Source organism: Streptomyces sp. NPDC053367 (genome assembly GCF_044545925.1).
Taxonomy (GTDB): domain Bacteria; phylum Actinomycetota; class Actinomycetes; order Streptomycetales; family Streptomycetaceae; genus Streptomyces.
In genome coordinates, this window is record NZ_JBITYN010000009.1 from 109269 (window position 1) to 135422 (window position 26154).

The window sequence follows — 26154 nt, forward strand, 5'->3', positions numbered from 1 at the left end:
CGCGGCGGACGCCCGCTCGTAGCGTCCTGGACATGACCTCACAGACCAAGGGCACGGCCCAGCTCACCGCCGCGATGGTGCTCTCCGGCACCCTCGGCGTGTTCGTCGTCGAGTCGGGCGCCTCGCCCTTCGACGTCGTGTTCTTCCGGGTGCTGTTCGGGGCGCTCGCCCTCGGCGGCTACGTCCTCGCCCGCGGCTGGCTGCGCGACCACGGGTTCACGCCCCGCACCCTCGCGCTCGCCGTCCTCGGCGGGGTGTTCATCGTCCTCAACTGGGTCCTGCTCTTCCAGTCGTACGAGAACACCTCGATCTCCGTGGCCACGGTCGTCTACCACACGCAGCCGTTCTACGTGGTCCTGCTGGGCGCGCTGCTGTTCCGCGAGCGCCTCACCGCCGCCAAGGTCGGCTGGACCGGGCTCGCCTTCGCCGGACTGATCCTCGTCTCCGGGATCACGCCGGGCGACTTCTCCAGCGGCGGCGGCTACCTGCTCGGCATCGGACAGGCCCTGCTCGCCGCGCTCCTCTACGGGCTGTCGACCCTGGTCACGAAGCGGATCAGCGGGGTGCGGCCGCACCTCATCGCCCTCGTGCAGGTCCTCGTCGGCATCCCCCTGCTGCTGCCCTTCGCCGACTTCGGCGCGATGGCCGGCACCGGCGCGGACTGGGGCTGGCTGGTGGGCCTCGGCGTCATCCACACCGGGCTGATGTATGTCCTGATGTACGCCGCCTACGCCGAGCTGCCGACCTCGAAGATCGCCGTGCTGGCCTTCGTCTACCCGGCCGTCGCGATGGTCGCCGACTGGGCGGTGTACGGCCACCACATCGGCCTCGTCCAGGCCCTCGGCGTCCCGCTGATCGTGACCGCGAGCCTCAAGGTCACCCTTGCTCGGCCACGAGCCGCCGCGCCTGCTCCACGAACAGCCGCGCATGCGCCGCGAGCCGCTTCCCGGACCGCCACGCCAGCTGCGTGCGAAGCGTGAAGGGCGGCTGCCAGTCCAGCCGGACCAGACTTCCCCCGGCCAGTTCGGCGGCGACCGTGATCTCGGGCAGCAGGGCGACCCCGAGGCCGGCCGCCGCCGCGCGCTTGGTGGCCTCGATCGTGCCGAACTCCATGAACGGCACGGACGTTCCGAGCTCCCGCTCGAACAGGTCCCGGTAGGCGCACCCCGGTTCCGTCGCCAGCAGGGACTGCGCGCGCAGCCCGGCGAGCGTCACCGCGGCGCCCTCCAGCGCATGCCCCGGCGCCGCCACCAGCGCCAGCGGCTCGACCGTGAGCACCACGCTCTCCAGGCCGGGGTGCCCGGTCTCCTCCTCCATCAGGAAGCCCACGTCGTAGGTGCCCTGCCGCAGCGCCTGCCGGGTCTCGTCGCCGATCGTCGTCCGCAGGGACAGCCGCACCTTCGGATAGCGGTGGTGGAAGTACTCGAGCAGCGGCGGCAGCCGGTGGTTGGTCAGCGACTCCATCGTGCCGACGGTGAGCGTGCCCGACGGCTCCTCCGCGCTCGCCACGGCCGCCCGGGCCTCCTCGGCCAGCTCGATCATCTGCCGGGCGTACGGCAGCAGGCGCGCCCCCGCCTCCGTCAGCCGGATGTGCCCGCCGAGCCGGTCGAACAGCTCCGCACCGAGCGCCGACTCCAGCGAGCGGACCTGCGCCGTCACGCTCGACTGCGCGTAGCCCAGCTCGGCCGCCGCGCGTGTGAAGCTCAGCACGGTGGCGACCTTCTCGAAGCTCACCAGTAGCCGCAGCTCCATCCCGCCCGCCCTCACTCGCCCTTGGGGTCGTCGTCCGGCTTCTTCCCGGTGTCCTCGTCGAGGGACTTCAGGAACTCGGGGTTGTCGTCGGGCGCCACCCATTGCGGGCGGCCGCCGCGCACCCCGGACCAGCCGTCGGCGGCCGGGCTGCGCCGCTTGCCCGCGATGATCCACGACAGCGAGCCGACCAGCGGGAACAGCAGCACGAGGATCGCCCACAGCGGCTTGGGCATGTGACGGACGTCCTTCTCGTCCGTGCTGATGCAGTCGATGAACGCGTAGATGCTCAGTGCCAGCGGCACGAGGAACATCAGCACCCGGAGCATGTCGTCGGTCCCCTCGCGAGTACGGCCCCGGGGCGCGGCACCCCGGTGACGCCCCCAGCGTAGTGCGTGCCGGATACTTGACCGCATGGCTTACGACGATCTTCGCTCCCTGCTCAGGGCACTGGAGCGCGAGGGAGACCTGAAGCGCATCAAGGTGGAGGTCGACCCGTACCTGGAGGTCGGGGAGATCGTCGACCGGGTCAACAAGGCGGGCGGTCCGGCGCTGCTCTTCGAGAACGTGAAGGGCTCCTCGATGCCCCTCGCGATGAACGTCTTCGGCACCGACCGCCGCCTGCTGAAGGCCCTGGGCCTGAAGTCGTACGACGACATCAGCGACAAGATCGGCGGGCTGCTCAGGCCGGAGCTGCCGCACGGGTTCGTCGGTGTCCGGGAGGCGTTCGGCAAGCTGGGCGCGATGGCGCACGTGCCGCCGAAGAAGGTGAAGTCCGACAGCGCCCCGGTGCAGGAGGTCGTCCTCAAGGGCGACGAGGTGGACCTCGACCGGCTGCCCGCCCTGTTCACCTGGCCGCAGGACGGCGGCTCCTTCTTCAACCTGGGCCTGACCCACACCAAGGATCCCGAGACGGGCATCCGCAACCTCGGTCTGTACCGGCTCCAGCGCCACGACAGGCGCACGATCGGCATGCACTGGCAGATCCACAAGGACAGCCGCAACCACTACCAGGTCGCCGCCCGGCGCGGTGAGCGCCTCCCGGTCGCCATCGCCTTCGGCTGCCCGCCCGCGGTGACGTACGCCTCGACGGCCCCGCTCCCCGGCGACATCGACGAATACCTCTTCGCCGGGTTCGTCGCAGGCAAGCGGATCGAGATGGTCGACTGCAAGACCGTCCCGCTCCAGGTGCCCGCGCAGGCGGAGGTCGTGCTGGAGGGCTGGCTGGAGCCCGGCGAGATGCTGCCGGAAGGTCCCTTCGGCGACCACACCGGCTTCTACACCCCGCAGGAGCCCTTCCCCGCGCTGACGATCGACTGCGTGACGATGCGGCGCAGGCCCCTGCTCCAGTCGATCGTCGTCGGCCGCCCCCCGACGGAGGACGGTCCGCTGGGCCGGGCCACGGAGCGCTTCTTCCTGCCGCTGCTGAAGATCATCGTGCCGGACATCGTGGACTACCACCTGCCCGAGGCGGGAGGCTTCCACAACTGCGCGATCGTCTCGATCGACAAGAAGTACCCCAAACACGCCCAGAAGGTGATGCACGCCATCTGGGGCGCCCACATGATGTCTCTGACCAAGCTGATCGTGGTGGTCGACTCCGACTGCGACGTCCACGACCTGCACGAGGTCGCCTGGCGGGCGCTGGGCAACACCGACTACGCCCGTGACCTGACGGTGGTGGAGGGCCCGGTGGACCACCTGGACCACGCCTCCTACCAGCAGTTCTGGGGCGGCAAGGCGGGCATCGACGCGACGAAGAAGTGGCCGGAGGAGGGCTACACGCGCGACGGGGGGTGGCCGGAGATGGTGGTGTCGGACCCGGACACGGCCGAACGGGTGACGCGGCGTTGGAAGGAGTACGGCCTGTGAGCAGCGCGTCCGCAGCCCTTCCCCAGCCGGGGCGCACGAAGGCGTTCCTGCGCCTGGTGATGATCGAGCACTCGGTGTTCGCGCTGCCCTTCGCCTACATCGCCGCGCTCACGGCGATGTTCGAACTGGACCGGAACGTCCACTGGGGCCGGCTGCTGCTGGTCACCGTCTGCATGGTGGGCCTGCGGACCTTCGCGATGGCGGTCAACCGGATCATCGACCGGGAGATCGACGCGCGGAACCCGCGGACGGCGCAGCGCGAGCTGGTGACCGGTGCGATGAGCGTGAGGCACGCCTGGACGGGCGCGCTGATCGCGGTGGTGATCTTCCTGGGCGCGGCGGCCCTGCTGAACCCGCTGTGCCTCGCCCTGGCGCCGGTCGCGGTGATCCCGATGGTGGTCTACCCCTACGGGAAACGGTTCACCAACTTCCCCCAGGCCATCCTCGGCCTGGCCCAGGCGATGGGCCCGGTAGGCGGCTGGCTGGCCATCACCGGCTCCTGGTCCTGGGACGCGGTGGTCCTCGGCCTCGCCGTCGGCGTCTGGATCGGCGGCTTCGACCTGATCTACGCCTGCCAGGACGTCGACACCGACCGCGAGACCGGCGTCGGCTCCGTCCCGGCCCGCTTCGGCGTGCCCGCGGCGATCTGGGGGGCGCGCGGCTGCCACGCCGTGACGACGGCGCTCTTCGTCTGGTACGCGCTGCTGACCGGCGCGGGCGCCTTCTTCTGGCTGGGCCTGCTCATCGTGGCGGGCGCCTTCGTCTACGAGCACAGGATCGTCCGGCCGCACGACTTGTCCCGCTTGAACAGGGCGTTCTTCACGACGAACGGGTTCATCGGCATCTCGTTGTTCCTCTGCGCGCTGCTGGACCTGCTGGTGCGGGGACTCACGCTGTAGTCCCCGCGGGGCCGGCTTGCGTTGGACCCCCCACCCGGCCTGAGCCCCGCTCGTCCCACCGGTACGCTCAATATGTGAACGCAGGAGAAACGCAGCGCCGGCCTTGGATCGTGGGGGTGTCCGGGGCGTCCGGGACGCCCTACGCGGCGGCCGTGCTGCGAGGGCTGCTGGAGGCGGGGGAGAGCGTCGATCTGGTGGTCAGCAGGGCCTCGCGGCTCACGCTGCTGGACGAGACGGGGATCTCCTTCCGGGACGCCCACTGGCAGGACGACCTGCGGGAATGGCTGGCCCGAGGGGCCGACGGGAAGCCCGACCGCTTCGACGTCGACCTGTCCGGGGTGCGGTACTGGAACGCCGGTGACCTCGCCGCCGGGCCCTCCTCGGGCTCGTACCCGACCAAGGGCATGCTCATCGTGCCCGCCTCCACCGCCTGCGTCGCGGGTGTCGCGCTCGGCCTGTCCAAGGACCTGCTCCAGCGCACGGCGAGCGTCTCCCTCAAGGAGCGCCGCCCCCTGGTCGTGGCCGTACGCGAGACCCCGCTGAACGGCCAGACCCTGCGCCACCTCGTCGCACTCGACGACGCCGGCGCCGCCGTCGTACCCGCCTCGCCCGCCTTCTACGCCGGTGCCACGCACATCCAGGACCTGGTGGACTTCGTGGCCGGACGCGTCCTGGACGCGGCGGGCGTCGCACACGGCCTGTACCGCCGGTGGAAGGGCGAGCTGGGCGGGGCCCGCCCCTCCTGACCGGCATCGGAACACTCAGACCACATCACTCTTCATCTCGGAAGGCTTCGATCGCATGGACGCGGTGGACAGGCAGCTCATCCAGGCCCTGAGGGAGAACGGCCGGGCCTCCTACGCGGAGCTGGGACGCCTCGTCGGCCTGTCGGGACCCAGCGTCACCGACCGCATCAACCGGCTGGAGGCGGCCGGGGTGATCACCGGCTACCGGGCGACGGTCGACTCCGCCTCCCTCGGCCTGGGCGTCACCGCGCTCATCGGCATCTCGCTCTCCGACGCCGCCGACCACGAGGACGTGGCCCGCCGGCTGAAGGACTTCACCGAGATCGAGGACTGCTGGTTCATCGCCGGTGACGACTCCTTCATGCTCAAGGTGCGCGCCAGCGACGTGGACGGGCTGGAGAAGATCATCCGCCGGCTCAGCGGCACCCGGGGCGTGTCCCGGACCCGTACCACCATCGTGCTCTCCACCAAGTGGGAGAACCGGGTCGGGGAGCTTCCGGAAGAGGTGTAGGCGCGGGGCGCCGTATGAGGGTCCCCCCGCCCCAAGGCCGGGGGAGTAGCGTTGGGCGAGCTGTCGTAGAAAGGGCATACGCATGGACGTCGGGCTCAAGCGCGAGCTGGAGGAGAAGGTCCGCTCCGGTGAGCGGCTGACTCGCGAGGACGGCATCGCGCTGTACGAGTCGGACGACCTGGCCTGGCTCGGCGGGCTCGCCCACGAGGTGCGCACCCGCAAGAACGGTGACGTGGTCCACTTCAACGTCAACCGGCACCTGAACATGACCAACGTGTGCACGGCCTCCTGCGCGTACTGCTCCTTCCAGCGCAAGCCGGGGGAGAAGGACGCGTACACGATGCGCATCGAGGAGGCCGTCAAGCTCGCCAAGGCGATGGAGTCGGAGAACCTCACCGAGCTGCACATCGTCAACGGCCTGCACCCCAACCTGCCCTGGCGCTACTACCCCCGCTCCCTGCGCGAGCTGAAGGCCGCCCTGCCGGACGTCTCCCTGAAGGCGTTCACGGCGACGGAGATCCACCACTTCGAGACGATCTCCGGGCTGTCCGCCTCCGAGATCCTCGACGAGCTGATCGACGCCGGTCTCGAGTCCCTCACCGGCGGCGGCGCGGAGATCTTCGACTGGGAGGTGCGGCAGCACATCGTGGACCACCGCACCCACTGGGAGGACTGGTCCCGTATCCACCGGCTCGCGCACGAGAAGGGTCTGAAGACCCCGTGCACGATGCTCTACGGCCACATCGAGGAGCCCCGCCACCGCGTCGACCACGTGCTGCGGCTGCGCGAACTGCAGGACGAGACCGGCGGCTTCCAGGTCTTCATCCCGCTGCGCTACCAGCACGACTTCGTCGACATGCAGGACGGCAAGATCCGCAACCGCCTCCAGGCGCGCACCACCATGGCGACCCCGGCGGAGGCCCTGAAGACCTTCGCCGTCTCCCGGCTGCTGTTCGACAACGTCCAGCACGTCAAGGTCTTCTGGGTCATGCACGGCGTGCAGACCGCGCAGCTCGCCCTCCAGCACGGCGCGGACGACATGGACGGCTCGGTCGTCGAGTACAAGATCACCCACGACGCCGACAACTACGGCACGCCGAACAAGCTGACCCGGGACGATCTGCTGGACCTGATCCGGGATGCCGGGTTCCGTCCGGTGGAGCGCAACACCCGCTACGAGATCATCCGCGAGTTCGAGGGGCCGGACGCCTCGCGCCGGGAGGCCCCGCAGCCGATGAGGCTCTGATCGTATGAGACAGGGCTGCGGTGGGTGTCCCTGAGGGGCGCGGGGCTGCGCGACCAGCCACACACGACCGCGACTGGGTACACGGCATTCATGACCACCTCGGAAGACCGGTACACCGCGGAGCCTTTCGTGCCGGAGGGCGCTTCCCTCAGCGCCCTCCGTGAAGCGGCAGCCGACTGCCGTGGCTGCCCCCTCCACCGCGACGCGACCCAGACGGTCTTCGGCGCGGGCAGCAAGGACGCCCGGGTCATGCTCGTCGGGGAGCAGCCCGGCGACCAGGAGGACCGCCAGGGCAGGCCCTTCGTGGGCCCCGCGGGAAAACTGCTGGACCGGGCCCTGGCGGAGGCCGGTATCGACCCGGGCGAGGCGTACGTCACGAACGCGGTCAAGCACTTCAAGTTCACGCAGGCCGAGCCGAGGAAGCGGCGCATCCACAAGTCTCCGAGCCTGCGTGAGATGACGGCGTGCGGCCCCTGGCTCGCCGCGGAGCTCGCGATCGTGGAACCGGAGCTGATCGTGGTGCTCGGCGCGACCGCGGGCAAGGCGCTGCTGGGCAGCTCGTTCAAGGTGACCGAGGTGCGCGGCACCGTGCTGGAGCGGGAGATCCACGGCCGCCGGGAGCGGCTGGTCCCGACCGTGCACCCCTCGTCCGTGCTGCGGGCGGACGACCGCGACAAGGCGTACGAGGGCCTGGTCCACGATCTGGAAACGGCGGCCCGCGCACTGGCGTAATGGCTACGATGCCTGCGTGTCCCTTACTTTCACTCTCGACCCGGCCGTCACCCCGGAACTGCGCGACGGCCTCCTCGACCTGTGGGCGGACGTCTCCAACGCGGGCGGCGCCGTCGGGTTCGTGCCGCCGGTGGACCGGGAGGCGATACGCCCGGAGCTGGTGAAGCACTTCACCGCGATGGCGGACGGACGCGTCCGATTGCTGGCCGGGTACGACGAGGACGGCCGGGTGGCCGCGACCGCGTTCCTCACCTTCAACACGCACCGGCTCATGAAGCACTGGCTGTGGCTGTACACGGTCATGGTGCACCCGCGCCACCAGGGCAAGGGCTACGGCCGCGACCTGCTGGCGGCGGCCGAGCGGGCGGCCCGCGGTCTGGACGGCATCGAGGCGATCCGCCTCACCTGCCGCGGCGGCCTGGGTCTGGAGCGGTTCTACGGCTCCTGCGGCTACAAGGAGGTCGGCCGTGTCCCCGGCGCGATCCGCGTGGCCCCGGGCGACGACCGCGACGACGTGATCATGCTGCTTCCGCTGGACTGAGCCGCGGCTGACCCCCGTACAAGATCGGGGGCCCGGCGTGCTTCACTGGACGGTGCCCCCTTTTGGAATCGGAAGAGTGGATTGAGATGCTCCGGTACACGCTGATGCGCCTCGGGATCTTCGTGGCCTGCTTGGTGGTCGTCTGGGGTCTGGTCTACTCCGGCATCGTCCCGCGCGGCCTCGGCGGCTCCAACGGCATGTGGGTCGTGCTGCTCGCCCTGGTGATCTCCGCGCCCATCAGCTTCGTCGTGCTGCGCGGCGAGCGGGACCGGGCGTCGGCTCAGGTCGTCGAGCGGGTCGAGCGGGTCAAGGCGAACTTCGAGGCCAACCGCAGCCAGGAGGACGCGGCGGTCGACGAGGCCGCGCGTACCCGCAGCGCGTCGTAGGGCGGGCCCAGGGCCTGCCGTTCGGCCCCGCGACGCCGGGCTGATCGAAACGACAGGCCCTAACTACCCTTGCTCCCATGGGAGCCGGGAAGACCAAGCGGATGCCGCGTGCCGTCCGTGAGCAGCAGATGCTGGACGCCGCCGTACGGATCTTCGGTCAGCGCGGGTACACGGCCGCCTCGATGGACGACATCGCGGAACTCGCGGGCGTGTCCAAGCCGTTGGTGTATCTGTACCTGAACTCCAAGGACGACCTCTTCTCCGCGGTCATCCGCCGTGAGGCCGCCGCGCTCACCGAGGCCGTGCGCGCGGCCGTCCGGCTGGAGGAGCCCGCCGACCGGCGCCTGTGGGACGGCCTGCTGGCCTTCTTCACGCACACCGCCGAGCACCCCGAAGCCTGGTCGGTGCTGCACCTGCACGCCCGTACCCACGGCGACCGCTTCGCCGCCGAGGTCGACGCCCTGCGCAAGGAGATCGTCACCTTCGTCACCCAGCTCCTCGCGGTCGCCGCCCGCGAGGCCCACCGCAACCCCGACCTGCCCGACGACGAGATGGCCGGCCTCGCTCAGGCGCTGGTGGGCGCGGCCGAATCCCTGGCGACCTGGGCGAACGCGACGGAGGGCGTGACGGCCCGGCAGGCGGCGGCGACGCTCATGAGCCTCGCATGGTCGGGCCTGGGCTCCTTGATGGAAGGACGAGGCTGGACCACAGGTACCTAGGCGCGCGGGGAACTGCGCGAGCAACCCACCACGGCCTGCACCCGGGAACGCACGATCACCACCCCCGAACGCTGCCGACCAGGTGCAGCCGCCCCGCACTTCTCAGCTCGAACCCCTTCTCGGACGCCCCGTACTCAACGCACCCCGGCAAGGGAACAGGCGCCCGGAAGGCCACCTGAACGCGCTCCACGTCCCCGAACGCGGCCAGACACCTCGCAGCCGTCCACATGCCATGGGCAACGGCCCGCCGGAAGCCGAAGAGCCGCGCGGTCGCGGCCGACAGATGAATCGGGTTCCGGTCGCCGGAGACCCCCGCGTAGCGCCGCCCCACATCCGCCCCGAGCCGCCAGGACTCCCGAACGGGCAGGGGTTCCGCGGCACTTCGCCCGTCCGCCCCGTCCGCCCCGTCCGCCCCGTCCGAACCGTCCGAACCGTCACCGTGCCGCGCCAGATACGTACTGGCCGACTCCCATACGACCGCCCCGCCCAGCCGCGCCTCGGTGACCACGGTCGCCTCCGTCCCGCGCCGATGCGCGGCCAACCCCGGGACGTGCACGGCGAGTTCGTACTCGCCTCCCACCGGCAGCGGCCGGTGTCGCGCGACGGAGATCGACGTGTGCACCAGCCCCAGCAGCGGCAGCGGAAACGCCCGTGCGCTCATCAGCCGCATGGCCAGCGGAAAGGCCAGCACATGCGGGTACGTCACCGGCAGGGTCCGGGCCCCCGTGGGAAACCCGCACGCGCGCTCGTAGCGGGCGAGGCGGACGGCGTCCACGCGCACGCCGGGCAGGACGAGCCGGTCGCGGGGGAAGGCGGCGCCGGGATGCGGCCGCCTGAAGGGGGAGCGGACCGCGCCACGCAGGAGGAGAGGGGTCAGAGCGGGTGGTGCGGCGAGGGTGACCTCGGGCATGGGTCGGCTCCTGGACGGGTCAGCACGTGCATGGCTCTTCCTTCTTACTCATCGGTAAGGTTACCGTAGGTAAACCCAAGGGCCGCAAGGGTCGAAGGTGCACAGCCCCGTCCCCGGACCGCCTCCGGACCACCCCGGAACCCGCACGAACCCCCCACGAGGGCGCCGTACGATCACGCATCCGACCGCTGCTGAACGCCACACCGTGCACCGCGCGTACTCCCACGTGCAGCCGCCAAGGACGCAGCTACAGGTCCCCAGGAGCCGCCATGCCGATCTCGTACTCGTCCCCGTCGCCGTCCCCCTCCCACCCCGGGCGAAACTCCGCGCCGTCGCTGGAGTACGACCCGGACGGCGGCCCGGTGCTCGTGCCGCCCGAGCTGCGCCGGCTGGACGGGGAGGTGCGCGAGGCGGCCGTACCGCCGCTGGTGCCGCCCGTGTCGCACGGCTCGCTGGCCGACCTGCCGTTCGAGAACGCCGGGGCCGATCCCGCCCACCGGGTCCTCAGCCGCCGTATGGCGGACGGCAGTTGGCAGGACGTGACGGCGGCCGAGTTCGCCGCGCAGGTGCTGGCCGTGGCGAAGGGGCTGATCGCGGAGGGGCTCGTACCCGGCGACCGGCTCGCCGTGATGGCACGCACCTGCTACGAGTGGACGCTGCTGGACTTCGCCGCGTGGGCCGCCGGACTGGTCACCGTGCCGCTCTATCCGACCTCCTCCGCCTTCCAGGCCCGGCAGATCCTCCAGGACTCCGGCACGGTCGCCCTGGTCACCGAGACCGCCGCGCAGGCCGGCACGCTCGGCCCGGAGCTCGGCCGGCTGCCCGACCTGCGCCATCTGTGGGCCATCGACCAGGGTCACGTCCAGCGCCTGGTGGAGCTGGGCGCGCACGTGCCGGACCAGGAAGTCGCCGTACGGCGCGGGGTGCTGGGCCCGGACACGCTCGCCACGCTCGTCTACACCTCCGGCACGACCGGCCGCCCCAAGGGCTGCGCGCTCACCCACGGCAACTTCCTCGCGGAGGTCGACAACGCCGTCGAACTGCTCTACCCCGTCTTCAAGGAGAAGGTCGGCGGGGAGCCGTCCACCCTGCTGTTCCTGCCGCTGTCGCACGTCTTCGGCCGGATGGTCGCCGTCGCCTGCGTCCGCGCCCGGGTGCGGCTCGGGCACGCGCCCAGCCTCAAGGCCGAGGACCTGCTGGCCGACCTGGCCGCCTTCAAGCCCAGCTTCCTGCTGGCCATCCCGTACATGCTGGAGAAGGTGTACGACAACGCCCGCGCCACCGCCGAACGCGGCGGCAAGGGCGCCGCGTTCGAGCGCGCGGCCGGCACCGCGCGCCGCTACGCCGAGGCGGCCGAGGCCGCCCGGCACGGCACCGGGTCCGGTCCCGGCGCGGCCCTGAAGGCGTCCCGTGCGCTGTACGACCCCCTGGTCTACCGGCGTGTGCGCAATGCCCTGGGCGGCCGGGTCCGGCATGTCATCTGCGGCGGCTCACCGCTGGGCCGCGACGTCGCCGCGTTCTTCGCGGGCGCGGGCATCGCCGTGTACGAGGGCTACGGCCTGACCGAGACCACCGGCGCGGCGACCGTCACCCCGCCGCTCAAGCCCCGCCTGGGCACGGTCGGCTGGCCGCTGCCCGGCACGCGCGTCCGGATCGCCGCCGACGGCGAGATCCTGCTGGCCGGCGGCCAGGTCTTCCGCGGCTACTGGGACCCGGCCGCCGGGGGTGTGGTCCCGGCCACCCCCGACGGCTGGTTCCCCACGGGCGATCTCGGCCGCCTCGACGACGACGGCTACCTCGTCATCACCGGCCGCAAGAAGGAGATCCTGATCACCGCCGGCGGCAAGAACGTGGCCCCGGCCCCGCTGGAGCACTACCTGCGCTCCCACCCCCTGATCTCCCACTGCGTCCTCGTCGGCGACCGCCGGCCCTACATCACCGCCCTCATCACCCTCGACATGGACGGTGTCACCCACTGGCGCCGTATGAACGGCCGCCACCCGGTACCGGCCGAACTCCTCGTCGACGACGAGGAGTTGCGCCAGGTCCTGCAGCGCGCCGTGGACGAGGCCAACCGGCTGGTCTCCCGCCCCGAGTCCATCCGCCGCTTCGCCGTCCTCCCGGCCGACTTCACCGAGTTCTCCGGCCATCTCACCCCGTCCATGAAACTCCGCCGCCAGACGATCCTGCGCGACTTCTCGGACGTGGTGGAGGGGCTGTACGGCCCGGCGCGGATGTGACGCGCGACACGGAGGGGCCTCGACGGTCACGTTCGGGTGCCGCGGTGTGTCAGTGAGGTGAACCCACCGCACACCGACGAGGAGCCGATCATGTTCGTCGCCCACACCGTCGTCACCGTCCTCGGAGCCCTCATGGCGGGCTTCTCCGCCTGGGCCCTCTTCAGCCGCCAGGAGTGGGTCGTCGCCCCGCTCACCGAGTACGGCGTGCCCCGGTCCTGGTGGAACCGGCTCGCCACCGCCAAGGCGGCCGGGGCGGTGGGCCTGCCGGCCGGTCTCGCGCTGCCCTGGGTGGGGATCGCGGCGGCGATCGGCCTGGCCCTGTACTTCACCGGGGCGGCGGTCACGGTCCTGCGCGCCCGCTCCTACGCCCACGTCCCGTTCCCCCTGCTGTACGCGGCCCCGGTGGTGGCCTCGCTGGCCCTGCTGTGACGGAGTCCGAGGGCACGCCCGCAACACCATCCCGACGTGACGGACTACGGCGAGGGGCGCTCGAAACTCCCGGCCACCGTGTCGGCGAAGGCCCGCGCGGCAGGTGGCAGCGCGTCCCACCGCCGCACCGCCCAGCCCACCCGCAGCGGCCGCAGGTCCCGCAGCGGAAGCAGCCGCAGCCGGCCGCCCTCGGCAGGCAGCCCCGGCCGAGCCGGAACCACCGCCCGCCCCAGCCCCAACTCGGCCAGCAGCAGAGCCGTGTCCCAGTCGGCGACCCCCGTGTCGAAGGCGAACCGCACCCCCAGCTCGGCGCAGGCGGCGTCCAGCTGCGAGGCCGAGGTCGAGTTGGGCGGCAGCCGTATCAACCGCGGGTCGGACAGGCTCGCGAGCCGGGCCGCGTCGACCTCGGACCGCCGGGCCAGCGGGTCGTCGGGTCGTACGGCCAGCACCCACGGCAGCTCGGCCACCACCCGCTGCTCGACCCCCCGCACCGGCGCGCCCAGGGTGATCCACGCCAGGTCGAGGTCGCTGTCGGCGAGCGCGCCGAAACAGGCCCGGCTCGAACTCTCCGTCCGGAACTCCAGGTTGACCTTGGGGTGCCGCCGCCGGAACGTGACGATCGCGTCGGCCATGAAGTGCCGTACGGTCGTCGCACCCGTCGCCACCCGCACCGAGCCGCTCTCCCCGTCCGCGAGGTCCCGCAGCCGCCGGACCGCCAGGTCCAGCCCGGCGATCCCCTCCGCCGCGGCCGCCTCCAGCACCCTCCCGGCCGCGGTCGGGGCCACCCCGCGCGGCAGCCGCTCCAGCAGGCTCACCCCCGTCTCCCGCTCCAGCCGCTTCACATGCTGGCTCACCGCGGACTGGGTGCACCCGAGCTCCCGCGCCACGGCGCTGAGACTGCCGGCCCGGCACACGGCAACGAACACACGGAGGTCGTCGAGGGTCATGGCGCGACAATACCCAAGCCAGACCTTGTAGTTGGCGAGGAATCCTTAGGATTGACTGGAACCCGCCACCGTACGAGGATCCCCACAGGGCCCAGGGCGGCAACCCGCTCCAGCCCCGGCCGGGTCCGGACGCGGCCGGGCCAGGGGAGCGGGTGCCGACCCGGCCGGGGCCCCGTCGTGAAGGGACTCCTGCTCGTGTCCAGCGAACCCCGAGCGTTCCTGCGCCGGTTGGGCGCCGAGTCGCTCGCCCACCCCGGCGGCACCCTCCTGGCCCACCTCGACCGGGTCCGCGAACGCCTCGCCGGCTGGGGCGCCCGCCCGGACCTGCAACTGGCCGGGCTCTGCCACGCCTGCTACGGCACGGACGGCTTCCCTGCCGCGCTGCTCGCGCCCGGGCGCCGGACCGACCTCGCCGCCGTGATCGGCACCGAGGCGGAGGCGATCGTGTACGCGTACGGCCGTTGCGACCGGGCCGGGGCCTACGCGGCTCTCATCGAGCCGGGCGCGCCCCTGCGGGACCGCTTCACGGGCCGCGCCTTCGTCCCCGGCCCACGGCTGCGCCGGGACCTCGCCGAGCTGACCGCGGCCAACGAACTCGATCTCGCCTGGGAGGACCCGGAGTTCCGTGCGCGCTGGGGCCCGGACCTGCTGGAGCTGTTCACCCGGCTGCGGCCGCTGCTGAGCCGTGCCGCGTGGGAGGACTGCACCGCCGTACTCGGGGACGGTGTCGGGGCACCGGCGGACTGAGACCGGCGGCCGGCTCACTCCCGGGACGGTCGGGTCAGTCCGGGGACGGTCGGGTCAGTCCGGGGACGGTCGGGTCACCCTTCGCGGACCGCCGGCTCACTCCCCGGGCCTGCGGGCGATCAGCGCCGCCTGCCGCGTCTTCTCGTTGGGGGCGGCCTCGCGCACGGTCGACGCGACGAGCGTGAAGCCGGCCTCCCGCAGCAGGTCCGCCATCTGCTCGGGCCGCCGCCGCAGGAAGTCCAGGACCACGGGGTGCCCGAAGGGCCGGTCCTGGCGGCTGGGCACGTCACCGACCTGGAAGGCGAGGAGGAGGTGGCCGCCGGGGGCCAGCACCCGCAGGAACTCGGCGAAGAGCGCGGGGAGTTCCTCCACAGGCGTATGGATGGAGGAGTACCAGGAGACCACCCCGTCCAGCGCGCCGTCCGGCAGGTCCAGCTCCAGCATCGAGCCCTGCTCGAACCGCAGCCCGGGGTGCTCCCGCCGGGCGATCGCGAGCATCGACTCCGACAGATCGAGGCCGAGAACGACGGACAGTCCGAGCGAGGCCAGATGCGCGGTCACCCGTCCCGGCCCGCACCCCAGGTCGGCCACCCGGCCGCCGGGCCCCACCAGGTCCGCGAACCCGGCGAACACCGCGCGGTCCAGCGGCTTGTCGGCGATCTCCGAGGGGAACATCTCGGCGTAGTCCTCGGCGACGGCGTCGTAGAAGACGCGCGTGGCGGTCACGAAGTCGGTGTCGGTCATGAGGCGGGACCCTAGCGGCCCCCACCGACACCCGGCCCCCTCGTGGGGCTACGCCACCCCCAGCGCCCGCAGTCCGGCCGCCGTCGCCGCCGCGCCGAGCACCACCACGGCGAACGGGGCCCTTCGCCAGGCCAGGACCCCCGCCACCAGCACCCCGGCCGGGCGGGCCCACCCCGCGAAAGTGCCGCCCTCGGTCAGCGCGCCCGTGGCGAGCAGCGCAGCCAGCAGCACCACCGCCCCCGCCGACAGCAGGTCCCTCACCCGCGGCGGGATCTCGACCCTGCCGTGCAGGGCCGGGCCGACCAGCCGGAAGGCGTACGTGCCGAGGGCGAGGACGAGGATCATCGCGACGGTCGGGCTCATGCCGTACGCCCCCTGCCGTACAGCGCCAGACCCATCAGGGCGAGCAGCACGGGCACCCCCGCGGGCACGAACGGCGTCACGGCCAGGGCCAGGGCGGCGCCCGGAAGCGCGGCACGGCGTACGCCGGCGTCCTCGCGGAGGGCGGGCAGGACGAGCGCGGCGAGCACGGCGGGAAACGCGGCGTCCAGGCCGAAGCGGGCGGTGTCGCCGAGCGCGGTTCCGGCGAGCGCGCCCGCGAGGACACCGGCGTTCCATACGGCGAAAAGGGCGACGCCGGACACCCAGAAGGCGGCCCGCCGCCGGGCGGGGTCCTGCTGGGCGAGCGCGAAGGCGACCGTCTCGTCGGTCACCAGGTGCGCCCCGAGGAGGCGTGCCGGTCCGCTCCGGCCGATGACACCGGCGACGGCCAGACTGAAGGCGGCAGTACGGGTGTTGAGCAGCAGCCCGGTGGCGGCCGCGGCGACCGGACCGCCCCCGGCCAGCAGCACGCCGACCGCGCTGAACTGGGCGGAGCCCGCGTACACCACCAGCGACATCACCACCGGCACCCAGACCGGCAGCCCGCCCGCGACGGCGATCGCGCCGAACGACACGCCGACGATCCCGCCCGCGAGACAGACGAGCGCCACATCACGCAGGAGTTCCGGATCGGCCGACCCGAGCCAGGCCGTTCGCTGTGTCGAACGCATGTTTTCTACAATGAACAGCAGACCCGCTGTTCGTCAAGCCGAACGCCGCATACCGATGGAGCGAACGAAGATGCCGGGACCCGTACCGCCCCGCCTCCCCCTCGACTGGATCGCCGCCGCGCTGCGGCGCGAGCGCGTCCGGGTCGGGCTGTCCCTGTCGGAGCTGGCCAAGCGCGCGGGGATCGCCAAGTCCACGCTGTCGCAGCTGGAGGCGGCGAGCGGCAACCCGAGCATGGAGACGATCTGGGCGCTGGCGGTGGCGCTGGGCGTGCCGTTCAGCGCGCTGGTGGAGCCGCCGGTGCCGGCCGTCCGGGTGATCCGCTCGGGGGAGGGGCCCGCGGTCCGCTCCGAGCAGGCCGACTACATCGCGACCCTGCTGTCGGCGAGCCCGCCGGGCGTGCGGCGCGACATCTACGACATCCGCCTGGAGCCCGGCACCGTACGGGATTCGGAGCCGCACATTCCGGGATCGGTGGAGCACATCGTGGTCAGCACCGGAAAAGTGAAGGCCGGGCCGCACGGGGAGAGCGTGGAGCTGGGGCCGGGCGACTACATGAGCTATCGGGGTGATGTGGCGCACGCCTACGAGGCGTTGGCGCCCGGCAGCCGGTTCGTGCTGATCATGCAGCACGTCTGAGAATTCGGCGGGAATTCACCCGGAGGGAACGTCCGGAAGGGGGACGTTCCCTCAAGGGGCGGAAGTCCGCCAAGGGCAGGAGCCCCGCTGCCGCGAGGGCGGCGGGGCTCCTTGGGTACTGCACTCGATTTCGATCGGACCGGATCAGGTCAGATCAGACCGGGGTGACGTTCTCCGCCTGCGGGCCCTTCGGGCCCTGCGTGACGTCGAAAGACACCTGCTGGTTCTCCTCGAGGGACCGGAAGCCGGTCGCGTTGATCGCGGAGTAGTGGACGAAGACGTCGGGGCCGCCGCCTTCCTGGGCAATGAAGCCGAAGCCCTTTTCGGCGTTGAACCACTTCACGGTTCCGGTAGCCATAAGCCCTCCTTGGGCTCAAAGGGTTGCCCTGCTCCAGAACCAGCAAGTGTGAAGACGAGTCCTGCACAACTGCATCCGCCTGAATACGACGAGAGCCCGCGGTCACATGCTCCGCAGGCTCTGTACTGCAAGGGAAACCAAACTGCAACTTGCGGCGAGCCTAGCACGCGGGCAACCGAATGCAATAGAGGTCAAGATCACGTCACCCGGATGTTTGAAGATCCGGTGAAGGGGTTGACCAGGGGGTCGGAGTCCTCGGCGCGCCCCGCGGGGTCTAGCCTCGCGATGTGGACAATTCTCGCACCCGGCCGCGCGTCGGACACATCCAGTTCCTGAACTGCCTGCCCCTGTACTGGGGGCTCGCGAGAACCGGCACGCTCCTCGACTTCGAGCTGACCAAGGACACCCCCGAGAAGCTCAGCGAGCGGCTGGTCCGCGGCGACCTCGACATCGGTCCGATCACCCTCGTCGAGTTCCTCCGCAACGCCGACGACCTCGTCGCCTTCCCCGACATCGCGGTCGGCTGCGACGGCCCGGTCATGTCCTGCGTGATCGTCTCGCAGGTGCCCCTGGAGCAGCTCGACGGCGCCCGCGTCGCGCTCGGCTCCACCTCACGCACCTCGGTCCGCCTCGCCCAGCTGCTGCTGGCCGAGCGCTACGGCGTCCAGCCCGACTACTACACCTGCCCGCCCGACCTCAGCCTGATGATGCAGGAGGCCGAGGCCGCCGTCCTCATCGGCGACGCCGCGCTGCGGGCCAACCTGCACGACGGGCCCCGCTTCGGCCTCCAGGTGCACGACCTCGGCGCGCTGTGGAAGGAGTGGACCGGCCTGCCCTTCGTCTTCGCCGTCTGGGCCGCCCGCCGGGACTACCTCGACCGGGAGCCGGTCATCACCCGCCAGGTCCACGAGGCCTTCCTCGCCTCCCGCAACCTCTCCCTCGAAGAGGTCGGCAAGGTCGCCGAGCAGGCCGCCCGCTGGGAGGCCTTCGACGAACAGGTCCTGGAGCGCTACTTCACCACCCTCGACTTCCGCTTCGGCGCCCCCCAGCTCGCGGCCGTCGCCGAGTTCGCCCGCCGCGTCGGCCCGACGACCGGCTTCCCGGCGGATGTGAAGGTGGACCTGCTCCAGCCGTAGGCGGGTTGCGGCTTATACGCTTCCGGGCAAGAAGGCGTACGGGGGGAAGGGGGACGCCGTGCAACCGCTCGGATCCGACGAACCGGCCACCGTGGGCCCCTACCGGCTGCTGGGCCGACTGGGCTCCGGCGGAATGGGCCGGGTCTATCTGGGGCGCAGCACGGGCGGCCGTACGGTCGCGGTGAAGATCGTGCACCCGCACTTCGCGCTCGACGAGGAGTTCCGGGCCCGCTTCCGCCGCGAGGTGGCGGCGGCCCGGCGGGTCGGGGGCGCCTGGACGGCACCCGTCCTCGACGCCGACCCCGACGCCCCGGTGCCCTGGGTGGCCACCGCGTACGCCGCGGGGCCGTCCCTGAGCGCGGCGGTCGCCGACCTCGGCCCGCTGCCCGCCCATTGCGTACAGGCGCTCGGGGCGGGACTCGCGGAGGCACTGGCCGCCGTGCACGCGCTGGGCCTGGTGCACCGGGACGTCAAGCCCTCCAACGTGCTCCTCACCCAGGACGGCCCCCTCCTCATCGACTTCGGCATCGCCCGCGCGAGCGACGGCACGACCTCCCTCACCTCCACCGGCGCCTCCCTCGGCTCGCCCGGCTACATGGCCCCCGAGCAGATCCTCGGCCACGGCGTCACGGGCGCGGCCGACGTCTTCTCCCTGGGCGCGGTCCTCGTCCACGCCGCCACCGGACGTCCGCCCTTCGCCGGGGACTCCTCGGCCGCGCTGCTGTACCAGGTCGTCCACGAGGAGCCCGAACTGGGCTGCCTCGCGGGCGACTTGCGCGCCCTGGCCGCCGGCTGCCTGGCGAAGTCGCCTGCCGCCCGCCCGGCCCCCGGCGAGATCGCCCACCGCCTCGCCCCACAGGGCGCGGCCCGCCTCGTCGCGGGCGGCTGGCTGCCGGGCGCCCTGGTGGAGAGGGTCAGCCGGAGCGCGGTGGAGGTGCTGAACCTGGAGGCGGCGGAGGCGACGGATGCCGTGTCGGGGGCGGCGGGGTTCGGCACGAGCGCTGCCGGCGGGGGCGGCGGGGCCGGGGGCGGAGGCGGTGGGGTCAGCGGGGTCGGGGCCGGGGGCGGTGGTGGCGGTGGGGTCGGGGGCGGTGGTGGCGGTGGGCTCGGTGAGGTCGGGGGCGGTGGTGGCGGTGGGCTCGGTGGCTGGGCCGAGGTGTCCGGTCCGCCCGGGGCGACCGCCGCCGGTGATGCCGGGGGTGGCTTCGGGGCAGGTGTCGGGGCCGGTGATGCCGGGGCTTGTTCCGGGACAGCCGTCGGGGCCGCGGGCGGGCGGGGCTTCCGGAGCCCTGGGATCCGGTCCGGCGGGTGGGTCCGGTGGTGGGTTGCCGTCCGTGCCCGGTGCGGTGGGTGGGTCCGGTGGTGGGTTGCCGTCCGTGCCCGGTGCGGTGGGTGGGTCCGGTGGTGGGTTGCCGTCCGTGCCCGGTGCGGCGGGTGGGTCCGGTGGCGGTCTGTCGTCCGGGTCCTCCCCGCACGGTCCGGCTGTTGCCCCGCCGGGGGACCGGCCGGGCCGGCTCTCCTTCAGTGTGTCCGCGGACTCCTCGCGCAGCGGCGCGGGACGCGGCCGCCGGGTGAGCTGCTCGGTGGTGATCGCGGTGGCGGGCGCGCTCGCGGCGGTGACCCTCGGGTCGGTGCTGGTTTTCGACCTGCTGCCGGACGAGAGACGGGACACGGCGGGCGGCGGCCTGCCCGCCTACTCGACGGCGCCGAGCGCCTCCGCCGCCCCGGACACCTCCGGCTCCGCGGGCGAGGGACCCGGCATCCCCGAGCGCTACCTCGGCACTTGGGAGGGCCAGGGCGCCGCGCTGGAGGGCAAGCTGCCCATCGGCACGTTCCGCATCACCGTCCGGCAGGCCCGGGTGGGAGAAGAGCTGGGCCGGCTGCGGCAGACGGACATCGCGGGCGGTGTCTGCACCGACGTACTGACGCTGAAGGAAGTGACGGACCGAGAGCTCGTCGCGACGTCGGTCGGCGCGAAGGGCAACCACGCCGGCTGCAACCCGGCCCGCACCACGGTCCGCCTCGTCCCCACCGGCGACGACCTGACCTACGAGTCGGACAGCGCGGAGTCGGGGAACCCCAAGGCCCGGATGTCGCGGGTCAGTTAGCTGCGGCCTCCCCGGCCCTGGAGCCCGCGTACCGGAACAGGGCGGCGATCAGCAGCGCCCCCACGGCGAGCGTGACCAGCAGGCCGACCAGCCAGACCCACGGGTAGTGCACGTGCACCCAGCAGGGGTGGCCCTCGCTGTAGCACACCTGGTCCCAGTTCCGGCGGCGCTTGGGGCGCAGCACGCCGGAGATCACGGCGCCGAGCGCCTGGCACGCGAGGAGCCCCGGCAGCGCGGCGGCCAGCAGGCCGAGCGAACGGGCCCTGCCGCGCCGCCAGTTGATACGAACGAGCGGGGCGATGAGGGCCGCGAGGGCGAAGGGCACCAGCGCGCCGACCGTCGCGGCCAGGCCGTAGCCACGGCCCGGCCAGCCCGCCGCGACCTCGCCCCAGACCGTCGCGCCCCAGGCGGCGGCTCCGACCGCCACCGGCACGATGATCACCAGCGCGCCCAGGAACATCAGGCAGAAGAAGAGACATCCACCGTCCCGTTCCTTCGGCCGCGGCAGCCGTACGCGCCGGCGCTCGTAGCGCAGGCTCGCCGGTGCCGCCTTCCTCCGCCCCGGCTTCGCCGAACCCCCGCCCATGCCCGGCCCCCTACCCGGGCACCACGACGGTGCGCAGCTCTCCGTCGCCCAGGTGCAGCATGCCCTTGCCGGGGGCGACCTGGCCGCCGACGAGGCTGCGGGACAGGCGCAGGCCGATGAGGTCGCCGCTGGAGGACTCCTGCGGGGAGAGGAGGATGCCGCGGCGGGCCTTCTTGGCGTCGACCTGCCAGCCGGAGAAGCCGCTGCACACGTCCTCCTCGTCACCGGCGATGACGAGGGCGAGGCCGCGCTCGGCGCCCCGTGAGACGACCTTCTTCAGCTGGCTCGCGGCGTCGGCGTCCTCCAGGATCTCGGCGTCGTCGATCAGCACGGCGACCGGGGCGTCGGTGGAAGGCTCGGCGTCGTCGAGGAGCTCCTCGAACTCGTCCTCGTCGATGTCGTCGCCGGTGAACAGCTTCAGCACGCCCTCGGTGCCGTCGAGCCGGCGCAGCGGGGACTGCCTGGGTGCGGCGATCACGAGGCGTACGCCCTGCCGCAGGTAGGACTGTGCGAAGTTCATCAGCACCGTCGAGCGGCCCGACTTGGCCGGGCCGGCGATCACGAACGCCGGTACGCCCTCGGACAGGTCCGGGCCCATGCCGACGATCTCGTCGCCGCCGATGCCGGCCAGCGCCCAGAGCTTCGAGCGGGACGCCTCCGGGTCGCGCATCTCCCACGCGTCGGGGAAGCCGATCCGGCTGGGCAGGCTGTCCACCCGGAACGGCCGCCGCGAGCGCGGCACCTCGGCGTCCCGGGCCGCGGCCGCCTCGCCGATCGCGGACAGCGCGGCCGCCTGGCCCTGGCCGGTGGTGTCCTCGGCGAGCAGCGCGAACTGCGTCTCCGAACCGGACTCGTTGCGGAAGGCGCGGCCCGGCGGGATCTCCTCGGGCACCTTGCGGGCCGGGATGCCGAGCGCGGAGAAGTCGCCGCGGTCGGCGAGCCGCAGACCGTACTTGTCCTCGGTGAGGGTGGCGATCCGGCCGACCAGCAGGGTGCGGTCGCCGGTGAGGACGAGGTGGATACCGACGCTGGCGCCCTCGCGCATCATCGTCTGCAGCTCGTCGGTGAGCGAGCCGTGGTCCACCTCGCCGAGCGTGGGCACCCAGCCCTCCCAGCGGTCGAGCAGCACCACGATGTGCGGCAGCCGCTCGTCCTCGGCGACCGCGGCCCGCTGCTCGCCGATGTCGGCGAAGCCCTTGTCGGCGAGGACGTTCTGCCGGCGGTCCATCTCGCCCTTGAGCCGGTTGACGAGCCGGATCACCCGCTCGGTCTGGTTGCGGCCGACGACCGCGCCGCAGTGCGGCAGCCGGGTCAGCGCGTTCAGCGCGCCGTTGCCGCAGTCGATGCCGTAGAGGTGGACGTCGGCGACGGAGTGGGTGCGGGCGAGGGATCCCGCGATGGTGCGCAGCACCTGCGAGCGGCCGCTGCGCGGGGCGCCGCCGATCATCAGATGGCCGAAGCTGTCGAAGTCCACCACGACCGGGCGGCGCGACTGGAGCGCCGGCAGGTCCTCGACGCCGTACGGCGCGGGCGCCAGCTTGCCCGGTGCGGGCGTGAACGCCGGCGGCTGTACGTCGTCCAGCAGCAGCGTCTCGTCCAGCGCGGGCAGCCACGGGCTGTGCTGCGGGGGGATGCCGAGCGAGTGGTTGGCGTCGCGGATGGTGTCGACGAGGACCTTCAGGTCGGTGATCTCGTCGTCCTCGCGCGTCTCCGACTTCGGCTTGGCGAGCGCGGCCCGGCCCAGGTCCTCCCAGTTCAGCGGACCGACCCAGGGCGCTAGCGCGGCCGGGTCGGCGGCACCGGGGCGGCGGCCTCCGACGCGGCCGGACTGGAACGGCACCAGCGAGGCGTGACCGAGGCGGGCGTAGGCGCGGCCCGGCGTGTTCTTGGAGATGTGCCCGGCCTCGGGCGAGTCGATGACGTCCGAGGACTCGCCGCCGTCGGTGACCCGCAGGGCGATCCGCAGGTTGGTGTTGGCCCGGATCTCCGGCGAGACGACACCGCTCGGCCGCTGCGTGGCCAGCAGCAGGTGGATGCCGAGCGAACGGCCGCGCTGGGCGATGTTCACCAGACCCGTGACGAAGTCGGGCAGATCGCGCACCATCGAGGCGAACTCGTCGATGACGATCAGGAGTCGGGGAAGCGGCTTGTGGGAGGGATCCCTTCTGACGAGATCCTGGTAGTCCTCGATGTCCTTGGCGTCCGCGGCCGCGAGGATGTGCTCGCGCCGGTGCAGCTCCGCGCCCAGCGACTCCAGTGCCCGCTCCACCAGATGGGCGTCGAGGTCGGTCACCATGCCGACGGTGTGCGGCAGATGGACACAGTCCTTGAAGGCCGCGCCGCCCTTGTAGTCGACGAGCACGAACGTCATGTTCTCCGGGGTGTTCGCCACCGCCAGCGCCGCGACGATCGTCTGCAGCAGCTCCGACTTGCCGGAACCGGTCGTACCGGCGATCAGACCGTGCGGGCCGTCCTTGCGGATGTCGATGCCGAACGGGCCGTCGTACGACTCACCGATGACCGCCAGCGTCGACTGCCCGCCCATCCGCCAGCGGGCCACGATCGCGTCCGGGGTCGGCGGCTCGAGCTGCAGGACGTCCAGCAGCCGGCTGGAGCCGGGCAGCGCCGAGTCCTCGGTCTCCCCGCTGATGTCCCGCAGCGGCGCGAGGGCCCGGGCGAGCCGCAGACACCAGGCCGGGGAGACGAAGTCGGGCCGTACGTCCTTGATGCGCTCGGCACCGGCCTCCTCGACGCGCAGCCGCAGCTCCTGGGGACGGTCGTCGGAGCGGGTCTCCTGCGGGGCGGTGGTGTGCCAGGCATGGAAGGAGGGGAAGCCGCCGGCGACGGGCTGGGGTGCGGTCGCCTGTGTCTGCTGCTCCTTGCGCACCGGCTCGGCGACGACGAACGCCTGGCACTCGCCCGGCAGGAACCGCTCCTCCGCGTCGAGGCAGACCGCGAAGATCGACACCGAGGGGCCCTCGCGCAGCAGCCGCACGACACCGGGAAGGGACCGCAGCCGCCGCGAACCGTCCCAGACGACGACGATGTCCGGGTCGGTGAAGGTGGCGGCCTGCCCGCGGTTCTGCTCGGCGGCCTTCTTCCGGGCGTCCAGGATCTGCGTCAGCTCGCCGATCCGGGCGCCGACGGTCTCGGCGTCGGTGCCGATCAGGATGTTCACGTCCATGCCGGAGGCGGGCCGGGCGTGCGGCAGCCAGCGCAGCCAGTCCCAGCTGTCCCGCGCGGAGTTGTCGCTGAGGACGCAGAACTGGACGTCCATGGGGCTGTGCAGGGCGGCCGTCTGCGCGACGGCCCACCGTCCGAGGGCGCGCGCGGAGTCGCCGGGGCCGGCGATGCCGATGACGCCGAGCGAGCGCAGGGAGAGCGCGACGGGGGCGTCCTCGATGTTCCAGGTGACCTGACGGCGGTGGTCGTCCTGCTCCGGGTCGTCGAGGACCACCTCGGAGGGCAGGGTTCCGGTGCCGACCCTGACCAGCAGATGATCGGGGTCGGTGCGCCGCCGCTCCCACAGCCGGGTGCGCGGCCCGGTGCCCAGCGACAGCACCGCGGCCGGGTCGGGCACGGCGTGCCGCCGGTCGTCCCGCTCGTTGCGCAGTGCCTCCTGCGCGTCCGCCTCGATCCGCTCCTTCTGCTCCTTGTACTCCTTGACCTGCTTGGCATGGGACTTGCGCCCGTGCTTCTTGTCGTTGAAGTAGTTCGCGAACAGCAGGATCGGGCTGAGGCCCGCCATGATCAGGTAGTACCAGCGCTGGAAGATCAGCACGGACACGACGGCGCCGACGAGCGGGGTGAGCGCCATCAGCCACGGCAGCGGCCGGGCCTCGTACTCGCGGGGCGGGCTGGGCAGCCGGAACTTGGTCTGCCGCTCGGCGGGCCGCAGCCGGGGCGGCCGGTTGTAGTCGAGCCCGACGCCGTCCTCGGACCACTTCAGGGCGGCGTCGGGCGGGGAGTAACGGACCAGCTGCAGCAGAGAGTTGCCGACGGACACCTGCGCGCCGAGCGGCCAGTCGTCGCCGTCCACCGGCTCCCCGTCGAGCCGTACGGCGTCCGCGTCCTCCACGTGGACGGCGAGGGTGCAGGTGCCGTCGGAGGCGACGGACAGGGTCAGGGCGCGGGCCTCGACCTCGGGATCGTCGATCCGGATGTACGACGCCGGCCCGCTGCCGATGTCGTACCGGCCGACGCCGAGCCGGTGCACGAACCCGGCCGCGGGCCCGCCGACCACCCGCAGCTCGACCAGCCCCGCGGGCTCGCCGGGCAGGCACCCGGAAGGATCCTGCAGACTGACGACCGCGCCGTCCCGCAGCGGCGACCGCACGACGGTGGCGCCCGGGTCGACGGCGTACCCGTCGACGTACACCAGGGGGCCGCCGCCGGCCCGCGCCTGCTGTCCGATGGGAATGACCTGTGCGCCCGTGGCGCCGACCTCCTTGGCCAGCTCCTGGGCGATGTCCCCGACGGTGGACTCGGGATCGGCGTCGAGCACGACGTCGGCGGAGCCCCCGCCGAACGGGTCGACGACGGTCAGAGTCAGGCGCACGCTTGTCCTCCCCAGTGCGAGTCGTTGTGACGATAGCCGCTCGCGGTGACAGGGGGGGCGAGGGGGGACGAGGCAGCCTTCCCGATGGCAACGCGCAGGGGTGTCACTCAGGGGGAGGCGCACAACTCGCCCACGTCTGCACGCGTCTTGTTCACACCGCCGGGATGTGACACCGCAAGCCCCACCCGTAAGCTGCTGCCTCAAGAGCGGACGATCACACCGGTCACGGCCGGCTCCGCAACCGGTCGCCGTGATCGAAGCGTCCGCAAACAGGGAGCCACGGGGGTTGGCCCTGCGGCGT

General features: G+C 72.4%; 26 protein-coding genes and 1 pseudogene. 17 read left to right on the plus strand and 10 right to left on the minus strand.

Annotated elements, in window-relative coordinates:
* Positions 1-32 precede the first annotated feature (32 nt).
* Positions 33-980: a DMT family transporter gene (locus ACIGXJ_RS25040; RefSeq protein ID WP_399649380.1), complete on the plus strand. Its 948-nt coding sequence runs from the start codon at positions 33-35 to the stop codon at positions 978-980.
* Here the strand turns inward: ACIGXJ_RS25040 and ACIGXJ_RS25045 are convergent.
* Entirely contained in the window at positions 877-1752 is an 876-nt protein-coding gene (locus ACIGXJ_RS25045) for a LysR family transcriptional regulator (protein WP_399649383.1), read from the minus strand. The two genes, ACIGXJ_RS25040 and ACIGXJ_RS25045, sit on opposite strands and share 104 nt — an antisense overlap.
* 11 nt (positions 1753-1763) lie before the next feature.
* Positions 1764-2078, minus strand: a complete 315-nt coding sequence (locus ACIGXJ_RS25050) for a PLD nuclease N-terminal domain-containing protein (RefSeq protein ID WP_399649386.1) — start codon at positions 2076-2078, stop codon at positions 1764-1766.
* Between the two features lie 85 nt (positions 2079-2163).
* Between ACIGXJ_RS25050 and ACIGXJ_RS25055 the strand changes: the two genes are divergently transcribed.
* The 9 genes from ACIGXJ_RS25055 (at position 2164) to ACIGXJ_RS25095 (ending at position 9401) form a co-directional block, all read left to right on the plus strand.
* The gene (locus tag ACIGXJ_RS25055; protein WP_399649388.1) at positions 2164-3621 is read left to right on the plus strand and encodes a menaquinone biosynthesis decarboxylase; all 1458 of its coding nucleotides are present in this window, start codon (positions 2164-2166) and stop codon (positions 3619-3621) included.
* Positions 3618-4520 (plus strand): menaquinone biosynthesis prenyltransferase MqnP, encoded by a 903-nt coding sequence (mqnP, locus tag ACIGXJ_RS25060; RefSeq protein ID WP_399649391.1) that lies wholly within the window; start codon positions 3618-3620, stop codon positions 4518-4520. The genes ACIGXJ_RS25055 and mqnP overlap by 4 nt, the downstream gene beginning before the upstream one ends.
* 74 nt (positions 4521-4594) lie before the next feature.
* Positions 4595-5266, plus strand: coding sequence for a UbiX family flavin prenyltransferase (locus ACIGXJ_RS25065; protein WP_399649394.1), 672 nt, complete (start codon positions 4595-4597; stop codon positions 5264-5266).
* A gap of 55 nt (positions 5267-5321) precedes the next feature.
* Complete coding sequence (locus tag ACIGXJ_RS25070) at positions 5322-5777, plus strand: Lrp/AsnC family transcriptional regulator (protein ID WP_399649397.1); 456 nt, start codon at positions 5322-5324, stop codon at positions 5775-5777.
* A gap of 82 nt (positions 5778-5859) precedes the next feature.
* On the plus strand, positions 5860-7023 hold the full coding sequence (gene mqnE, locus ACIGXJ_RS25075) for an aminofutalosine synthase MqnE (protein WP_399649400.1): 1164 nt from the start codon (positions 5860-5862) through the stop codon (positions 7021-7023).
* Positions 7024-7113: 90 nt separating this feature from the next.
* Entirely contained in the window at positions 7114-7755 is a 642-nt protein-coding gene (locus ACIGXJ_RS25080; RefSeq protein WP_399649403.1) for a UdgX family uracil-DNA binding protein, read from the plus strand.
* Between the two features lie 16 nt (positions 7756-7771).
* On the plus strand, positions 7772-8296 hold the full coding sequence (locus tag ACIGXJ_RS25085) for a GNAT family N-acetyltransferase (RefSeq protein ID WP_399649406.1): 525 nt from the start codon (positions 7772-7774) through the stop codon (positions 8294-8296).
* Positions 8297-8382: 86 nt separating this feature from the next.
* Positions 8383-8682, plus strand: a complete 300-nt coding sequence (locus tag ACIGXJ_RS25090; protein WP_399649409.1) for a DUF4229 domain-containing protein — start codon at positions 8383-8385, stop codon at positions 8680-8682.
* Between the two features lie 77 nt (positions 8683-8759).
* Positions 8760-9401: a TetR/AcrR family transcriptional regulator gene (locus ACIGXJ_RS25095; RefSeq protein WP_399649411.1), complete on the plus strand. Its 642-nt coding sequence runs from the start codon at positions 8760-8762 to the stop codon at positions 9399-9401.
* A gap of 55 nt (positions 9402-9456) precedes the next feature.
* Here the strand turns inward: ACIGXJ_RS25095 and ACIGXJ_RS25100 are convergent, their stop codons facing one another.
* Positions 9457-10311, minus strand: coding sequence for a MaoC family dehydratase (locus tag ACIGXJ_RS25100; protein WP_399649414.1), 855 nt, complete (start codon positions 10309-10311; stop codon positions 9457-9459).
* A 269-nt stretch (positions 10312-10580) separates the two neighbouring features.
* Between ACIGXJ_RS25100 and ACIGXJ_RS25105 the strand changes: the two genes are divergently transcribed.
* Entirely contained in the window at positions 10581-12551 is a 1971-nt protein-coding gene (locus ACIGXJ_RS25105; RefSeq protein WP_399649416.1) for an AMP-dependent synthetase/ligase, read from the plus strand.
* Positions 12552-12641: 90 nt separating this feature from the next.
* Positions 12642-12980, plus strand: coding sequence for a DoxX family protein (locus tag ACIGXJ_RS25110; RefSeq protein WP_399650204.1), 339 nt, complete (start codon positions 12642-12644; stop codon positions 12978-12980).
* Between the two features lie 44 nt (positions 12981-13024).
* On the opposite strand, the gene ACIGXJ_RS25115 is transcribed toward ACIGXJ_RS25110, so the two are convergent.
* Positions 13025-13927 carry a LysR family transcriptional regulator gene (locus ACIGXJ_RS25115; RefSeq protein WP_399649419.1) on the minus strand — a complete coding sequence of 301 codons (903 nt, stop codon included), beginning with the start codon at positions 13925-13927 and terminating at the stop codon, positions 13025-13027.
* Positions 13928-14122: 195 nt separating this feature from the next.
* Here ACIGXJ_RS25115 and ACIGXJ_RS25120 point away from each other — a divergent pair, with 195 nt between their 5' ends.
* Positions 14123-14674, plus strand: coding sequence for a DUF6817 domain-containing protein (locus ACIGXJ_RS25120; protein ID WP_399649422.1), 552 nt, complete (start codon positions 14123-14125; stop codon positions 14672-14674).
* Between the two features lie 96 nt (positions 14675-14770).
* Here ACIGXJ_RS25120 and ACIGXJ_RS25125 read toward each other — a convergent pair whose 3' ends face one another.
* Genes ACIGXJ_RS25125 through ACIGXJ_RS25135 form a run of 3 tightly spaced genes read right to left on the minus strand, consistent with a single transcriptional unit; the run spans position 14771 to position 16470 of the window.
* A complete protein-coding gene (locus ACIGXJ_RS25125; protein ID WP_399649424.1) occupies positions 14771-15418 on the minus strand; it encodes a class I SAM-dependent methyltransferase in 648 nt (215 codons plus the stop codon).
* Positions 15419-15466: 48 nt separating this feature from the next.
* The gene (locus tag ACIGXJ_RS25130; RefSeq protein WP_399649426.1) at positions 15467-15781 is read right to left on the minus strand and encodes an AzlD domain-containing protein; all 315 of its coding nucleotides are present in this window, start codon (positions 15779-15781) and stop codon (positions 15467-15469) included.
* Positions 15778-16470, minus strand: coding sequence for an AzlC family ABC transporter permease (locus ACIGXJ_RS25135; RefSeq protein ID WP_399649429.1), 693 nt, complete (start codon positions 16468-16470; stop codon positions 15778-15780). The genes ACIGXJ_RS25130 and ACIGXJ_RS25135 overlap by 4 nt, the downstream gene beginning before the upstream one ends.
* A 70-nt stretch (positions 16471-16540) precedes the next feature.
* Here ACIGXJ_RS25135 and ACIGXJ_RS25140 point away from each other — a divergent pair, with 70 nt between their 5' ends.
* On the plus strand, positions 16541-17107 hold the full coding sequence (locus ACIGXJ_RS25140) for a helix-turn-helix domain-containing protein (protein WP_399649431.1): 567 nt from the start codon (positions 16541-16543) through the stop codon (positions 17105-17107).
* Between the two features lie 154 nt (positions 17108-17261).
* On the opposite strand, the gene ACIGXJ_RS25145 is transcribed toward ACIGXJ_RS25140, so the two are convergent.
* Positions 17262-17465, minus strand: coding sequence for a cold-shock protein (locus tag ACIGXJ_RS25145; RefSeq protein ID WP_004984723.1), 204 nt, complete (start codon positions 17463-17465; stop codon positions 17262-17264).
* Positions 17466-17752: 287 nt separating this feature from the next.
* Here ACIGXJ_RS25145 and ACIGXJ_RS25150 point away from each other — a divergent pair, with 287 nt between their 5' ends.
* The 3 genes and pseudogenes from ACIGXJ_RS25150 (at position 17753) to ACIGXJ_RS25160 (ending at position 20709) form a co-directional block, all read left to right on the plus strand.
* Positions 17753-18601, plus strand: coding sequence for a menaquinone biosynthetic enzyme MqnA/MqnD family protein (locus ACIGXJ_RS25150; protein WP_399649433.1), 849 nt, complete (start codon positions 17753-17755; stop codon positions 18599-18601).
* A gap of 58 nt (positions 18602-18659) precedes the next feature.
* Positions 18660-19634: pseudogene (locus ACIGXJ_RS25155) on the plus strand (serine/threonine-protein kinase); the annotation flags it as partial.
* A gap of 493 nt (positions 19635-20127) precedes the next feature.
* Positions 20128-20709, plus strand: a complete 582-nt coding sequence (locus ACIGXJ_RS25160; RefSeq protein ID WP_399649436.1) for a hypothetical protein — start codon at positions 20128-20130, stop codon at positions 20707-20709.
* On the opposite strand, the gene ACIGXJ_RS25165 is transcribed toward ACIGXJ_RS25160, so the two are convergent.
* Together ACIGXJ_RS25165 and ACIGXJ_RS25170 are read right to left on the minus strand one after the other, a co-directional pair.
* Positions 20702-21295 (minus strand): hypothetical protein, encoded by a 594-nt coding sequence (locus ACIGXJ_RS25165; RefSeq protein ID WP_399649439.1) that lies wholly within the window; start codon positions 21293-21295, stop codon positions 20702-20704. The two genes, ACIGXJ_RS25160 and ACIGXJ_RS25165, sit on opposite strands and share 8 nt — an antisense overlap.
* A 10-nt stretch (positions 21296-21305) precedes the next feature.
* Positions 21306-25853, minus strand: coding sequence for an FtsK/SpoIIIE domain-containing protein (locus ACIGXJ_RS25170; RefSeq protein ID WP_399649441.1), 4548 nt, complete (start codon positions 25851-25853; stop codon positions 21306-21308).
* Between the last annotated feature and the right edge of the window lie 301 nt (positions 25854-26154).

Coding starts and splice junctions, on each gene's coding strand:
- ACIGXJ_RS25125 (WP_399649424.1), bottom strand. CDS start 15,418: ATGACCGACACCGACTTCGTGACCGCCACGCGCGTCTTCTACGACGCC.
- ACIGXJ_RS25130 (WP_399649426.1), bottom strand. CDS start 15,781: ATGAGCCCGACCGTCGCGATGATCCTCGTCCTCGCCCTCGGCACGTAC.
- ACIGXJ_RS25105 (WP_399649416.1), top strand. CDS start 10,581: ATGCCGATCTCGTACTCGTCCCCGTCGCCGTCCCCCTCCCACCCCGGG.
- ACIGXJ_RS25045 (WP_399649383.1), bottom strand. CDS start 1,752: ATGGAGCTGCGGCTACTGGTGAGCTTCGAGAAGGTCGCCACCGTGCTG.
- ACIGXJ_RS25100 (WP_399649414.1), bottom strand. CDS start 10,311: ATGCCCGAGGTCACCCTCGCCGCACCACCCGCTCTGACCCCTCTCCTC.
- ACIGXJ_RS25110 (WP_399650204.1), top strand. CDS start 12,642: ATGTTCGTCGCCCACACCGTCGTCACCGTCCTCGGAGCCCTCATGGCG.
- ACIGXJ_RS25050 (WP_399649386.1), bottom strand. CDS start 2,078: ATGCTCCGGGTGCTGATGTTCCTCGTGCCGCTGGCACTGAGCATCTAC.
- ACIGXJ_RS25095 (WP_399649411.1), top strand. CDS start 8,760: ATGGGAGCCGGGAAGACCAAGCGGATGCCGCGTGCCGTCCGTGAGCAG.
- ACIGXJ_RS25080 (WP_399649403.1), top strand. CDS start 7,114: ATGACCACCTCGGAAGACCGGTACACCGCGGAGCCTTTCGTGCCGGAG.
- ACIGXJ_RS25135 (WP_399649429.1), bottom strand. CDS start 16,470: ATGCGTTCGACACAGCGAACGGCCTGGCTCGGGTCGGCCGATCCGGAA.
- ACIGXJ_RS25070 (WP_399649397.1), top strand. CDS start 5,322: ATGGACGCGGTGGACAGGCAGCTCATCCAGGCCCTGAGGGAGAACGGC.
- ACIGXJ_RS25165 (WP_399649439.1), bottom strand. CDS start 21,295: ATGGGCGGGGGTTCGGCGAAGCCGGGGCGGAGGAAGGCGGCACCGGCG.
- mqnE (WP_399649400.1), top strand. CDS start 5,860: ATGGACGTCGGGCTCAAGCGCGAGCTGGAGGAGAAGGTCCGCTCCGGT.
- ACIGXJ_RS25055 (WP_399649388.1), top strand. CDS start 2,164: ATGGCTTACGACGATCTTCGCTCCCTGCTCAGGGCACTGGAGCGCGAG.
- ACIGXJ_RS25115 (WP_399649419.1), bottom strand. CDS start 13,927: ATGACCCTCGACGACCTCCGTGTGTTCGTTGCCGTGTGCCGGGCCGGC.
- ACIGXJ_RS25040 (WP_399649380.1), top strand. CDS start 33: ATGACCTCACAGACCAAGGGCACGGCCCAGCTCACCGCCGCGATGGTG.
- ACIGXJ_RS25145 (WP_004984723.1), bottom strand. CDS start 17,465: ATGGCTACCGGAACCGTGAAGTGGTTCAACGCCGAAAAGGGCTTCGGC.
- ACIGXJ_RS25090 (WP_399649409.1), top strand. CDS start 8,383: ATGCTCCGGTACACGCTGATGCGCCTCGGGATCTTCGTGGCCTGCTTG.
- ACIGXJ_RS25140 (WP_399649431.1), top strand. CDS start 16,541: ATGCCGGGACCCGTACCGCCCCGCCTCCCCCTCGACTGGATCGCCGCC.